Origin of the sequence: [Clostridium] citroniae WAL-17108 (genome assembly GCF_000233455.1) — a bacterium.
GTDB classification, from domain to species: domain Bacteria; phylum Bacillota; class Clostridia; order Lachnospirales; family Lachnospiraceae; genus Enterocloster; species Enterocloster citroniae.
Genome location: NZ_JH376427.1, coordinates 165,827 through 179,623, shown reverse-complemented (window position 1 = coordinate 179,623; position 13,797 = coordinate 165,827). Strand labels below are relative to the sequence as shown.

The following is a 13,797-nucleotide window of genomic DNA, read 5'->3' as shown; positions in this document are numbered from 1 at the left end:
TTATGTTTGCCATAGAAATGTGATTGCCTCATACATTTTTTTGAATTATCGGCACAATAAATAAGCTGGTCTAAATCAAATTTTTTCCAGCCTGTTTATTGTGCTTATTTTATTGTTCCCTCAGATGATCCGGGGGATTGAATGGATGAGGAGACAGTTACAAAGGAGAAATTTACAACAAAAGAGGAATTCTGTTGTAAATAGAAGCCAAGGTACTTTAAGTAAAGGGGACGAAGAGATGGGCAGTGAGATCATACAGGACGAAGAAGCCATGAAACGCATTGAGGAGCTGGTGGTATCGGACCGGTCCAGCACCATGCTGGTCTGTATTCAGGGAACTGAGGAGGGGGAAGTGTGCGGGGAAATTTACAGCTGCTACCTTAAGGAACCCATATGGTTCAGCGGAGTGGGAGACATGGTGCTGAAGCTGGATGAGATGTGCAACTGGGTTGGTATGCCTCATGCAACAACGGATCCGCGCTTCCTGAATATGGAGACGGAAAGGCGTTACAGGGAAGCCGGTTCCCATCATCCACAGGCGGACAGGAGCAACCTGACGTACACCATGGACCAGATTCCCTTTAAGCAGGCGTTAAAGGCCAGGGAAGTGCTGATCGTCTATGTGAAATACAGACAGTTCTCCAGTTTGCAGGGAAGCATCAGAGGAAAGATCACCAAGGGCAAGGTGGTAAATTTCAGAAGCGCCCTGGAACTGATGCGCATGATCAGCATGATACAGCTGTAAACCAGGAGCAGGGAGCTTTTCAGGGCAATGGCTCCGGCACATGATGATAAAGGAGGCGGACCGTATGGGCGGTAAGATTCTGCGTGTACAGATGCTGGGTAAATTTACAATGCGTTATGGGGAGGACCACATACTGTTCCATAAAACAGGCAACGCTAAATCCGTGCGTCTTTTCCAGATGCTGCTGCTATCAGGAGAGCAGGGGATTGCAAAAAGTGAGATCATGGATTTCCTCTATGGGTGGAGCGAGGGGACTGACGCGGGCAACCGCAATAAAAACCTGAACAATCTGTGCTACCGGCTCAAGGGACAGCTGGCGGCCTCCGGCCTTCCGGAGGAGGAATATGTAGTTATACAGGATGGGATATGCAGGTGGAAGAGCAGCTTTAAGGTTGAATTAGATGCGGCCTATTTTGAAACACTGGTACATAAGGCAGAGGGGAGCCGGGGAGGTGAACGGACCGCGCTGTTCCTTCAGGCCAATCAAAACTATTACGGAGAGCTGCTGCCCATGAACCAGTCCGACATGTGGTTCTATGAGAAGAGTGAATCTTTTAAACGCCTATATGTGCAGACGATCCGGGAGTTGGAGCAGGCGTTTAAATCCAATAATGACTACCAGAACCTGCTGAAGCTTTACACCAGGGCATCTGCCGTCTATCCCTTTGAGAATTGGCAGACAGAGCAGATACGGTGCTGCCTGGAAATGTACCGGTATGAGGAGGCCATTGATATTTATAACAGAACCATGGAACTCTACGCAAGGGAGATGGGGAGTCCGCCGGCGGAGGAGATGCAGAAGTGTTTTGAAGACCTGGAACTGTTTGAACGGAAACATAAACGGAGCATTCAGGCATGGCACATAACGGACCGGTATTTTATGGGCAGGGAAGGAGATATCACCAGGGCCATATTTGAGGAAGGCGTTATCACGGGAGCGTATTACTGTACATATCCAAGCTTTATTGACTACTGCCGCCTGCTGCTTCGGGCCAGGGAGCGCCATGACCTGAACCCGGTGCTGATGTTCCTCACCCTGGGGCAGCAGGAAAAAAGAAGAGGGCAGGACAACCGCATATACCAGATGGAGCTGCTGAAGGACGTGATCGGCAGTTCCCTGAGAAAAGGGGATGCGTATACACGGTACGGAAACCGCCACTATATCCTCCTTCTCACAAGGATCAACAAGGAATCCTGCAGTATCATATTTCAGCGGATCGAATCCGCCTACAATAAGATGCCGGGCAGCCGGGGAGAATTGTGGTACCATGTGACCATGACCCAGGAACTGGAAAAGTCCATGCTGGAATAAAACTTTTATCGCCATTGCAATGCGGGATGGCGATATTTTTGCGCCGCACATAGAAAATTGGGAAAATGCATTGGATGTGGCAGGATGCAGGATACCCCCCTTTGATAAAATTAGCATTAAGGAACAGTGCCCTAGATTAAGAAAAATATAAGAGTTTGCAGAACATACAGGAGGTAAATGATGAATCGGAGATTGGAAGCGGGCTGGAAGAGGATAACGTCTGGTTTTTTGGCGTTTACCATTGTAAGCATACTGATACTGGGCAATTCCGGGATTGCATTTGCCGAAGAATATGGCGACAGGTTCTACCGGGAGGAGACGGATCTGTCGGAGCTTGGCGAATTTTCCAAGGCCATGGTCAGCAATGCCAGTTTCAAAAATTCAAAAAAGGATGATGTGGTAATCAGCATTTTTTCGGAGGAGGGGGACTTCCGCCCAGGGGGGCTGGTCAGCTTGGATGTTCATCTTAAGAATGAGACGGGAACTGTGGTCACAGATGGCACACTGACATATAGCGCAAAGGGGATTCAGGCGGACTCGGCGGAGTTTTTTCTTTTGGAGGAGTCAGAAGAAGATGCATTTGATACCGGCATACCGGATGATAGTATAGCGGATGATGGCACACTGGAAACAGGTATTCCGGAAAATGAGGATGGCACAAAAGGGCTGGAGCGGATCGATGGGATCGAACTGGTTCCCGGGCAGATTTATTCAGTACGTTTTACATTTTCCATTGATGAAGATATCGAGGGGGTACGGAACCAGCAGGTAAAATTCCAGTTTAATGGAAAAGGTGAAGAAAAGAGAATACGCGTCCGTGAGAATTTTTTATATACGGTCAATTATCTGAATATGGATTCCGTTGAGTTCCAAGATGGAAACCGAATAGGAACAGGTGAGATGGTCACTATGGGAATCCGTGCATCCATGTTTGATTTTGACGCAATCCTGGAAGATTCCTTTAAGGATGAGGCAGATATTGCTCCTGCTACACCGTCAGAGGCTGTTCCGGTCGTTCCACCGGCTACGCCATCAGAAGCACTTCCTGCCACGCCGTCACAGGCCCGGCCGGATATACCCACAAAGCCGGTACAAGAGATGACGGAAGAAGGCCCGGGCATACCCCGGGAAACTGAGGCCCAGGCACCCTCTGATTCGGGAGAAAACCAGACAGAGGAAACCACAGAGGCATTGCCGACAGTGTCAGGGGAAAACGAGACACAGGCACCCACGGAGACTGAGGGAACCACTCCTCTGCCCTCCGCTGGGGAAGCGGCCGCCGAGCAAGGGGGAACCGAGACACAGGAATCCACAGAATCTTCACCCACTGATTCAGGGGAAAACCAGACACAGGCATCCATGGAGGCAGGATCAACAGATCCAGAGGAAACCACAGCCCAGGCGTCAGACGAGTCAGGACTAACAGAAGCAGCAGACACAGAAGCGGCAGACACAGAAGCAGCACCAACCATGTCATCAGAACACGCTCAAGGGGATTTGACAGAGACAGGGGTGACAGAGCAGGACCAAAGTGAAAAAATGGGGTCTGAATCCGTGGTTGTAATTGAATCAAAATCGGAAGATCCTTCAAATGAACATAAAGATACCGCTGCAAAAGATGCCGGGGAAACCCGGAAAAATGCAGATGAGGAGGAAAGCGAAGATTATACGGTAGACCTTGGGAAAGTAAATTACAGGATTGAAATGTACAACGCCAAGTTAAACGGCTTTAAGGTGAGAAAGGCAATGGTGGATGATGTAAGGGAGAATATGCTGATCTGTTCGTACCGCGTGTCCGGGAATGTGAGCCCCGGGATCTATTTTGGAAAGATTACCCAGGAGAGCAAGATAAAAGGAAAAACCTGCAAATCCACCCAGGGATTCTCACTGATTGTAACAGGTGACGGGGAGATCTCCCTGGAAGGCCGGATTGGGAATGCTGCCGTTACGGTAAGCGGACCAGTGGATTCCTTTCCTGAGGCGGACCAGATGGCTGTGAGAGTCTCCGAAGTAGGGCAGGAGCATATGGCCCAGGTGGACGAGGCGTTGGAGAAAAAGTCTCAGGAGGAGGGGATCTCTATTCAATCCTACAAAGCCCTGGATATAAAGCTCTACGCGGACGGGGTTGAGGTTGAACCGGTAGGCCCTATCAATGTAGCCTTTAAAAATCTGGAGCTGGAAAAGCGTGATCCTGCGGCTGCATCCAACACGCTGGCGGATGTACCGGGTGCAATCCAGGTGTTGTCCCGGCAGGAGGAACCGGCAGACCCCAGTGAACGGATCCAATCCGGAGGAGATGAGATCAAAGTCTACCATCTGGATGAAACGCAGGTTGTAGCAAATGAGATGAACAGCACGGTGGCATCTGACGGAACTGTAGTGATGGAAACAGATCATTTTTCCATATACATTGTGGTCAACGTGCCGGAGGCAAAAGAAGTGCCTGTGACAGTGGAACACTGGGCACAGCTGGATAAGATGACATTTGACAATAGCGGTAAAATAAAGGAATCTGTCTCCGGGAACAGACTGTATCCGGGAGCCCAAAGCGGAAGCACGTATGCAAAGCAGGAGGTAAAAATATACAGCGATGATAACCTGACCCTGCCCAATGGATCAGGCACAGGGGTGGATTACTCTATTGCAGTCTCCAACTGGAGTAAGGTTGCCCTGGGCGGTAATTATACGGTAAAAAGCGTGACCATAACCAATGCGAATTACCCCAATGGACAGACCTTTACGGAAAATGCCACAGACCAGAAGATCTATCTCACTGCGGCCAACAATAAGATAAAAATCAACTATGTGCCTACCTCGGGCACCATTAAGGGATATACGGGATTCCACGATTATAATGTTACGGTGGAAGGAAAGACCACGGATGGGAACCATGGAACCCTTAACACCAGCAAGGTGGGAATGAACAATACCTCCCTGGGAAACAGCTCCACCCGCATCGGCGTTGGGATCGGAGGAAACGGCCAGGCACAGATACGCCATGGTTATACAGGGGTGCCAAACAATGCAGGTTCCGTGGTGACGGGGATTCCCAAAGAAACCCTGGCCGCAGACAATACGATTAAGTTTAATTATCAGGATCCGGGCCTTTTTGCAACCCAGGATATCACCACCAGTGAAACATATAAGGACGGTAAAAAGGTGACCTATTATGCCAAGAAATACCTGCCGAACTATCAGCTGGGTTTTGAACGCCAGGGGGACACCTATACACTGGAATCCGTATATGACAGTTCGGGAAAAACACTTTTGAAAAACCTGGATCAGATCGTCTATACATGTGACAGCTGGAACGGATCCAAAAAACTTTATTCCAACCTGTTCTGGCCTATGGACAGTGTCAGTTACAACAACGCGGTTAACGGAAAAAACAGGGATCCTCTGTTTGGCTATAACCATTACGGATTCCCTCAAAATGATGAGGACGTGAACAAAAAGGGGATCACCCACAACTGGTTTTTTGGAATGCGCTATGACTTTGAGTTTGTCCTGGGAGATTACACCGGGCCCATGGACTATTACTTCAGGGGAGATGATGATTTCTGGCTGTATGTGGACGGCAATTTGGTAAGTGACGTTGATCTGGGAGGAATCCATTCCGCGGAAGGCGCTTATGTGGACCTGAAGTCATGGATGCAGAACAAGGGCCTTCTAAGCGATAAGAACCAGAAACATACCATGTCGGTCTTCTTTATAGAGAGAGGAGGAACCGGTTCCTGCTGTTACATGAAATTCACACTCCCAAGCGTCACATCAATCCCAACCCCGGAATCCGAGACGGTTTCCCGCACGGTCCGGAAGCTGTGGCTGGATGGAAATAATGAGGATAAGAAACGGCCTGAATATATCTATGTCCAGCTGAAACAAGATGGCGCTTCCTACGGTAGTGCGGTCAGGCTGGAGGCCTCCAATGGCTGGGAGTATACGTGGGATAACCTGCCCAAATATAAGGAAGTAAATTCAAATGAGGAGCATGTTTATACCGTAGAGGAAATAGGAACAATTGTTGGTTATACATCAAGCATCAATGGGATGACCATCACTAATACCCGGCTCACGGATATCAATGTGAGGAAACAGTGGGTCGGTGGTGCCGGAGAGGGTTCTGTTCAGGTGGGATTGTTTAAGGATGGAAGTACAAGGACGGGTGACATTATCACACTGGACAGCTCTAATAACTGGTACGGCACATGGCAGAATCTGCCGGGGTATGATTCTGGAGGGACAAAGATCAACTATGTTCCCTATGAGGTTGACTCTTCCGGTAATAAGGTGGAAGCCGGAAGCACGGTACAGATTGGTGAGGGACAATATATTGTCACTTACAGCAGTGATCACTCTGTGATAACCAATACTTATAATCAGAAAGACCTGGCAGTGAAAAAAGTATGGGTGGATTATGAAAATGCCTACCATACGCGGCCTGAGATATTGGAGGTCCAGCTGTATCAGAATGGGGCGGCCTTTGGCGAACCTGTAAAACTCAGCGATGCCAACAAATGGACAGCAGGTTGGAAAGACCTGCCTGTAAAAGCCGATGGAAGCTCCCCGCCGTATGTTTACACGGTGAGAGAACTGGACCAGGCTGGCCAGCCCATAGAGGATGGCAGTACGGCGGTATTATCCTCCGGATACTCTTATTCAGCATCCTACGATTCCAGCGGTACGGGGACATCCGCCAATCCGTTTCAAATAACCAATACCCTTTTGGCGGCAAAACTGAGGATCAAAAAGACAGTGGAACAGAACGGCCTTGAAAATGAACCCATTGATTCTTCCTACAAGTTTGTGATACAGGTCATGGACAGTAAGGGAGCTGTCTATACACAGACTGCTCTTGGAAATGGAGAGGAAAGCGGGGCAATCCTTGTGATTCCTCCCAAGGAAGGGCAGATCTTTTCCATTGCGGAGATCGTACCAATGGAATACACCATGTCACGTATGGAAAGCGAACCGGCAGACGCGCTCTCAGGAGCTGAGAACGGGGACAAAGTTACAGTGAAACCAGGTGACGATATCCTGGTGATTCTTACAAACACCCCTGACCATGAGAGCTATTTCCATCACACCGCATCAGTCACCAATGTAAAGGGATTTACAAATGGGGAGGGAACGGATTTCAGGCCGGAGAACCCGTTTACAGAATATCATGGAAGTGACAATCCTCAGTATATGGCATCGGCCTTTACCTCGGACTGCATCATGGTGTTTGTTGAAGACAGAGGTGTAGCGCGCGGCCAGAGAAAACTGGAGAAAGGAGATGATCTTTATGGATAAAAGAAAGGTCTTATCCAAGCTGCTGCCAATGATCGTGCTGGTATCCCTATCCATTGCAGCCGGAGTAACAGGCGCCGCGGTCATCCACTCCATGCAACTGGAAAATCCCATAAAGACGCCTGTTGTAGAAGGGGGTATAACAGAAAACCTGGACCAGGGGGCAAAGGAGGTTTCTTTTACAAATAATGGGGAGGCAGATGTGTTTTTAAGAGTTGCATTTGCGCAGTCATGGATTGCACAGGATGGCACGGTTCTCCCTAATCATATAGTGGATGCATCCGGCCAGTCTCTGCCTTTGGCTGTCCCCAGCCTTTCATTGGACGGCAATTGGGAAAGCGGGGAGGATGGATGGTATTACTACAAAAAGGTGCTTCCCGGTTCCGTATCAGGCATCCAGGACCGCAGTACGGAAAAGCTGGTCCGGGGCGTGGATTTTATAGATTTGTCAGGGATAGAGGACCAGAGGTATCAAAATGCGGAGTATAAATTCCATTTCACAATGGAGATCGTGCAGTCCAGCGATGACTGGAATGTCAGCTTGAAGGCAGTGCAGCGGCTTTTTGACAGGGACATTTCAGTGACGCCGGATAACTGGGACAACAATAAATATGGATGCAGTATTAACTGGAATGTTGATTCCGGAAAAAATTAGGAGGTGGTTGTTTTGAAACGATTAGAGATCCATACACGGCTGAAAAACAAAAAGACAGCCGGTCTCCTGATACTGGTTATATTGCTCCTGTCATTTGCAGTCACATTGGCATATTACAGTGATGTGATGACCCTGGCCAATCCCCTGGGAACTTCCCACAGCGGGGCGGCCATGGTGGAAATTTTCGACCCGGAGAGCTCGTTCCTGCCCGGAGAGACAGTGATTAAAAAAGTTTCGTTCCAAAACACAGGTGAAATGGACCTGTTCCTGCGTGTTGAAGTACCGCCACAGGAGAGCTGGTGCCAAAAGGGACAGGGGAGCAGCCCGCCTGTTATCCTTGAAAAGGAGGCTGGCTACGACACGGATCATGTGATCAAACATTGGAATCCGGGAGTCTGGACCGATTCCGGCCAAGCAGAGGGAAATGTAGATTATATGAACATGGAGACTGAGTTCTGGTCAAAGTCATATACGGATGAGAACGGAAAGAGCTACCGGTATTATAAACAGGTCCTCCCGGCAGGGAAAACCACGGACTGTATCCTTGAGAGCATCAGTTTAAGCGATGAAGTGTCAAATGACCGGCATGACGTGGATTACAGTGATAAGATTTATAAACTGACCTTCCATGCAGAGGCGGTTCCTGTTGAGGAACATGATTCGGCACTGGGGGTACAGTCACAGTGGAATATGGTGGTTCAGGAAGACAGCAGCGGCGTACTGACATGGAGTCAGGGCAGCCGGGCCGGTGAATGATACAGGAGGACAGGAGAATGAGAATAAATGGAAAAGTGATAGCAGTGGCCGCAATGCTGGCAGTGGCCGGGATCGGCGGGACATTTGCTTACTTTAACCAGACTTTGACAGCCGCCAACATATTTGATACAGGGAAATATGATACGGAACTGGTTGAAGAGTTTAAGCCTTCGGAGGGTGAGAACTGGGGGCCTGGAACCAGTGTGAATAAAGATGTGACAATCCGTAACACAGGTACCCTACCCGTGGTAGTGCGGGTGAAATTCCAGGAAAAGTGGGTCAGAGGACAAGAGGAATTTTATTTTACAGACACCTCCCAGGAAAAGGAGCGGCCGGTCGCCATTGGAAGCCCATCCAATGCCAACAATGCATTTGAGAATGTTTACCAGGGTGACCCGGAAGACGGAATTGCCGATCCTGACGCGGATGACTCAGTGGTATTTAAAAGCATGATGCCGGACGGCGGCTGGGTTTATAATCCGGCGGATGGATATTATTACTATATGTATGTCCTTCCCGGCGCAGTAGAGAAAGAGGATGGCAGCCATGAAATTGCGGAGACAACCAAGCTCCTTGACGGAGTGACCCTGGCGGAAAATGTGGATATGGGTTCCTACAAGGAGATCCGGTATTATGCCACCACGGGTCAAAGACCTGAAAATGGAAGCAACGACTGGGTGGAATTCGCCACGGCCAGCAATGCGTCCAGCCCTCTTGGATATGATTACATTTCCACCAGGGAAATGAATGAGCGCCTGAAAGCGGATGGAAGCCAGATAACCTTTATGAAATCAGTTACTGATCTCACAGATGCCAGGCTGGCCGGGTACAGTGACGCTGATTATACCCTGGTGGTGGCAGCCCAGACCGTACAGGCAACGGACCAGGCCGTCAACACGGTTTTTGGAGGAGGCGGTGTCTTTGATTTTAAGCAGCTTGGATGTGAGTGGAAGCTGATCAGCGAATCAGAGGTCCAGAAGTAAGTTCAGCTGTCCATAAAAGAATGATCAAACAGGTTATTGCCGCCTATGTTTTTTGATGGACGGACCAATATAACAAAATGAAAGCATAATAATATGAAAAAGCAGGAGGAAAAGACATGAAGAAGTTAAATAAGAAAGCAGCAGCAGGAATCGGGCTTGGAGCATTAGCCCTGGTGGGAGGAACATTTGCGTACTATTCACAGACGGCGTCCCTGGATAACCCGTTGAGCACGGGCAAATATACCACCCAGCTGGTGGAGGATTACACGCCGCCAACGGAAGATTTAAAGCCGGGCGCTAAGTGGGATAAGAATGTAGGGGCGGAGAATACCGGAGATTATCCCGTCCTTGTCAGGGTAAGCATGAAAGAAAACTGGTCCTACAAGGGAGAAACGGATCCCTACAAAACCATATTGAGCGAATCGGAATTGTTTGACAACGGGACCTATGCCGGCGGAATCTTTGACGCAGACCAGGTTAATGACACCGATGGCCTGGCACCCGCAGAAGACGGCACCGTGGTACATAAGAACATCCTGACCAATGACGGCTGGATCGATGGAGGGGACGGATACTGGTACTGGAACGGCGTTCTGGAGAAAAAGGGATCAGATAAGTCCAGCACCACCCACCTGTTGGAAGGGCTGACCATGGCCACGGATATCGACCTTGGCCACTATGAGACAAAAGAGTACTATGCCGTTGCGGCAACACAGCCGGATCTGGATAATACCAGTGCCTGGACATTGATCGACTGGACCCAGGTTAGTGATGAGAATAATGACGGCCTTAAAGATATACGCGACCTGGCAGCTGTCACGTCTATTCCTGAGGGAGAGAGCCTGTTCCGCAAATCCGAATCCAATTTGGACAGCAATAAGAAGGGCTACGGGGATTCCAACTACACACTGACCGTTACCTCTGAGTTTGTCCAGGCCACCGCTGATGCAGTAAACGATTCCTGGAAAGATTTCGATATCACTGCATTGACCAATGTACAGGTTAATGCAGAGGACGGCGTGAATCTTGAGAATAAAACCGTTACACCATAATACAGAGGCTGATGAATGAACGTTCTGAAACAATTGTTTAATATCCTTTCATGGCCCGTGTATCTGTGCATTGTGGGGTACCTTCTGATCGCAGCGCCCATGCTGGCCGGTTACCGGCCGGTGGTGGTGCTCAGCGGAAGTATGGAGCCCGCCTTTCCTGTTGGGAGTGTGATCTACTATAAAGGGGCCGCCTTTGAGCAGATTCAGGAGGGAGACCCCATCACCTTCCATGCAGGTGAGGATGGCTCGCTGGTCACCCACAGGGTGGTGGAAAAACAGGAGCTGAGCCGTGATTTTATCACTAAGGGAGATGCCAATGAGACTGCGGACCCCAACCCGGTTTCATATGACCGAGTGGCAGGCAGGGCGGCTGATGTGAAGATCCCCTATGCCGGATACTTTGTCACCTGCGGCAGGACACCCCAGGCAATTGGGGTCATGGGAGGGATCCTGGTGATTGGGATATTACTTGATTTTATCTGCCCGGGAAAGAAGCGGGAGGAAAAGGCATAAACGCCTGTTGGAAGCAGAGCTGTAATCCGTTTGGACAGGAGATTGATGTTATGAAAAAAGGCAAGATCATGTTATTGGGCCTGGCAGTTCTGGCGGCTGCATCGGTGGGAACTACCTGGGCGGCGTGGTCCCAGGTAATACGGACCGGCAATGAATACAGGGTTCCCAGGTACAAAACCAGCCTTGAGGAGCATTTCCGCCAGCCGGATGACTGGCAGCCAGGTATAACCACACAAAAGCAGGTATGGGTATCCAACAACCTGAAAGCAGAGGACGGCAGCCTGGAGAGCGGTGTGCCCGCCATTGCCAGGGTGGAGATCCACCAGAGCTGGATCAGGCGGGAAAATGTTTACGTCCTGGATCAGAATGGCAATGAGACAGCGGTCCCTCCCCTTGAGGGGGAAGCGCTGCCCCCTGACTTTGTAACAGACCAGGGAGAGCGCCAGTATGCGGCAATTCCTGCATTTAATAAAGAAGCCGTTATGGTGCTCCGGTCCGGAATGGCTCAGGATGCCGGCATACGCCTGAATTTGCCCTATGCAGACAAGGTGGAGGATGCCAGGGGAAAGTGGCTCCTGGTGGATGAGGAGCCGTCTGAGACAGGAAATTATATATTGTATTACATAGGGGTGATACAGCCGGGGGAAGACTCGCCGGTGTTTTTGGAAAGCGTGACCATGAACCCCCTTCTGGAGAACACCATAACGGGAAAAGACACCTATTATGAGAAGACAGAGGATGGTTACAAGCAGATTACCGTGACCCGCACCAATGCCAAATACGGGTATGACAGCAGCAGATATACCATGGATATAAAGGCCACCACGGTGCAGGCCACCAAGGCGGCGGTGGAGCATACGTTCACCGGCGGGTTTAACCAGGAAGTGATCCGCTACCTGGCCGATCAGGTGGCGGATCCCGGCGTCTATGACGCCTCAGGCCTGGAAAAGAAGCTGACCCTGGTCTACAACCGGGGAAGCCAGAGGCTTGAGTATGTACCTTACCGCTCAGGGACCGGGGAGGAGGAAGGGAACTGGTTTATGAGTTTTACGGACATGGTTCCGGGAGGTATTTACAAAGACCGCCTGAAGGTGGAGAATACCACATCCAACCAGACTGCCAGAGTCTATATGCGGATCGATCCAAGAGAGCAGGAGCAGATAAAAGACGAGCTCCTGGAAAAGATCACCATGAAAGTCATATTCCAGGGCAGTGTCCTCTATGAAGGAAAGGTGACCGGCGCCAGATACGGGGAAGGTGAGAATCTCCAGGAACTGATCCCCCTGTGTTATCTGAAAAGTGGTACATCCGAGGAAATCCAGGTGGAGCTGCAGCTGGATCCATCCATTACCTGTGACCCGGTAACGGGAGCGTGCGTCTATGCCGACCAGCTGGCCAAGATCGACTGGGAATTTATGATCCAGACATTCTCAGATAATGGCGGAGGAGGTGGTGGTGGCGGCGGAGGCGGCGGAGGCCGAAGAAGCGTAACCACCATTGATGACACAGAGGTTCCCCAGGCTGTCATGATCCCTGATCCTGAGATCCCGTTGGCAGCACTTCCAAAAACAGGGGACACCACCCCGCTGCTTATGCTGGGAGCCATGACCGCGGTCAGTTTCCTTCTGCTGTCAGCCCTGGGGGTTCTGTGGTTCAGGACTCGCAGGAAAGAGGATCAGGTGTGATGGTCAAAAAGCAGGGGATCAGGCGTACCGTCCTGACATTGTCCATCCTTTCAGTCCTGGCAATCTTTCTGGTGTCCGCGGGACTGCTGTGCCGTTCCCTGTATGAATACAGGAAAGGGGAAAAGGAGTACGGGGAGCTTCGGCAGTATACAGCCAAGGCTTCCGGACAGGAACCTGCTCCCCAGTCTCCGGGCAGCCTGCCCGCCGGGGAGCAGGAGCCCATGCTGGCCGTTGATTTTGAGGCCCTTAAAAAGCTGAATCCCCATATCATTGCATGGATCCACATTCCCGGGACGCCGGTAAGCTATCCTGTGACCCGGGGTGAGGACAATTCCTATTACCTGACCAGGACATTTTCCGGTGCATATAACGGGGCCGGATGCATTTTCATGGATTACAGAAGCAGTCTGCCCTCAGAGGGCGGGAACACGGTCCTCTATGGACATAACATGAAAAACGGTTCCATGTTCGGTTCCCTGAAGCGTTACTGGGATAATGAATATTATAGGGAACACGCCTCCTTTTACCTGTACACGGCAGAGGGGGATAATTTCCTGTGCCATATTACGGACCGCCGCAGGATCCCTGCGCAGACCGACTTTTTTTCCAACATGCGGGATAAAGAGGAGGAAACAGGTGAAAGTGGCAAAGCAGACGAAAGTGGCAAAGCGGACCGAGATGCCGGGGTCACACTGGTGACCTGTGTGGCCGGGAAAAATGAGGAACGGCTGGCAATAGAGGCGGATGCAAAGCGGATAGAATGACAGATAAAAGGGAGAGGCCCAGTCCATGGAGCCTCCCCCT

Annotated in this window: 10 protein-coding genes; all 10 read left to right on the top strand. The window is 50.3% G+C overall.

What is annotated here, in order from left to right:
* Positions 1-238: 238 nt before the first annotated feature.
* The 10 genes from HMPREF9469_RS22620 (at position 239) to HMPREF9469_RS22575 (ending at position 13,757) form a co-directional block, all read left to right on the top strand.
* Positions 239-745 carry a hypothetical protein gene (locus HMPREF9469_RS22620; RefSeq protein ID WP_007867340.1) on the top strand — a complete coding sequence of 169 codons (507 nt, stop codon included), beginning with the start codon at positions 239-241 and terminating at the stop codon, positions 743-745.
* Between the two features lie 64 nt (positions 746-809).
* Positions 810-2,057 (top strand): bacterial transcriptional activator domain-containing protein, encoded by a 1,248-nt coding sequence (locus HMPREF9469_RS22615; protein ID WP_007867337.1) that lies wholly within the window; start codon positions 810-812, stop codon positions 2,055-2,057.
* Positions 2,058-2,237: 180 nt separating this feature from the next.
* Positions 2,238-7,352, top strand: a complete 5,115-nt coding sequence (locus HMPREF9469_RS22610) for a Cna B-type domain-containing protein (protein ID WP_007867335.1) — start codon at positions 2,238-2,240, stop codon at positions 7,350-7,352.
* Positions 7,345-8,004: a hypothetical protein gene (locus tag HMPREF9469_RS22605; RefSeq protein WP_007867333.1), complete on the top strand. Its 660-nt coding sequence runs from the start codon at positions 7,345-7,347 to the stop codon at positions 8,002-8,004. The genes HMPREF9469_RS22610 and HMPREF9469_RS22605 overlap by 8 nt, the downstream gene beginning before the upstream one ends.
* A 12-nt stretch (positions 8,005-8,016) precedes the next feature.
* Entirely contained in the window at positions 8,017-8,760 is a 744-nt protein-coding gene (locus HMPREF9469_RS22600) for a BsaA family SipW-dependent biofilm matrix protein (RefSeq protein ID WP_007867328.1), read from the top strand.
* Positions 8,761-8,777: 17 nt separating this feature from the next.
* Positions 8,778-9,743, top strand: a complete 966-nt coding sequence (locus HMPREF9469_RS22595) for a BsaA family SipW-dependent biofilm matrix protein (RefSeq protein ID WP_007867325.1) — start codon at positions 8,778-8,780, stop codon at positions 9,741-9,743.
* Between the two features lie 116 nt (positions 9,744-9,859).
* Entirely contained in the window at positions 9,860-10,795 is a 936-nt protein-coding gene (locus HMPREF9469_RS22590; protein ID WP_007867322.1) for a BsaA family SipW-dependent biofilm matrix protein, read from the top strand.
* A 15-nt stretch (positions 10,796-10,810) separates the two neighbouring features.
* Positions 10,811-11,308 carry a signal peptidase I gene (locus HMPREF9469_RS22585; RefSeq protein ID WP_007867320.1) on the top strand — a complete coding sequence of 166 codons (498 nt, stop codon included), beginning with the start codon at positions 10,811-10,813 and terminating at the stop codon, positions 11,306-11,308.
* 50 nt (positions 11,309-11,358) lie between these two features.
* Positions 11,359-12,993, top strand: coding sequence for a BsaA family SipW-dependent biofilm matrix protein (locus tag HMPREF9469_RS22580; protein ID WP_007867317.1), 1,635 nt, complete (start codon positions 11,359-11,361; stop codon positions 12,991-12,993).
* Positions 12,993-13,757: a class B sortase gene (locus HMPREF9469_RS22575; protein ID WP_007867315.1), complete on the top strand. Its 765-nt coding sequence runs from the start codon at positions 12,993-12,995 to the stop codon at positions 13,755-13,757. The genes HMPREF9469_RS22580 and HMPREF9469_RS22575 overlap by 1 nt, the downstream gene beginning before the upstream one ends.
* Positions 13,758-13,797 lie beyond the last annotated feature (40 nt).

Coding starts and splice junctions, on each gene's coding strand:
- HMPREF9469_RS22620 (WP_007867340.1), top strand. CDS start 239: ATGGGCAGTGAGATCATACAGGACGAAGAAGCCATGAAACGCATTGAG.
- HMPREF9469_RS22615 (WP_007867337.1), top strand. CDS start 810: ATGGGCGGTAAGATTCTGCGTGTACAGATGCTGGGTAAATTTACAATG.
- HMPREF9469_RS22610 (WP_007867335.1), top strand. CDS start 2,238: ATGAATCGGAGATTGGAAGCGGGCTGGAAGAGGATAACGTCTGGTTTT.
- HMPREF9469_RS22605 (WP_007867333.1), top strand. CDS start 7,345: ATGGATAAAAGAAAGGTCTTATCCAAGCTGCTGCCAATGATCGTGCTG.
- HMPREF9469_RS22595 (WP_007867325.1), top strand. CDS start 8,778: ATGAGAATAAATGGAAAAGTGATAGCAGTGGCCGCAATGCTGGCAGTG.
- HMPREF9469_RS22590 (WP_007867322.1), top strand. CDS start 9,860: ATGAAGAAGTTAAATAAGAAAGCAGCAGCAGGAATCGGGCTTGGAGCA.
- HMPREF9469_RS22585 (WP_007867320.1), top strand. CDS start 10,811: ATGAACGTTCTGAAACAATTGTTTAATATCCTTTCATGGCCCGTGTAT.
- HMPREF9469_RS22580 (WP_007867317.1), top strand. CDS start 11,359: ATGAAAAAAGGCAAGATCATGTTATTGGGCCTGGCAGTTCTGGCGGCT.
- HMPREF9469_RS22575 (WP_007867315.1), top strand. CDS start 12,993: ATGGTCAAAAAGCAGGGGATCAGGCGTACCGTCCTGACATTGTCCATC.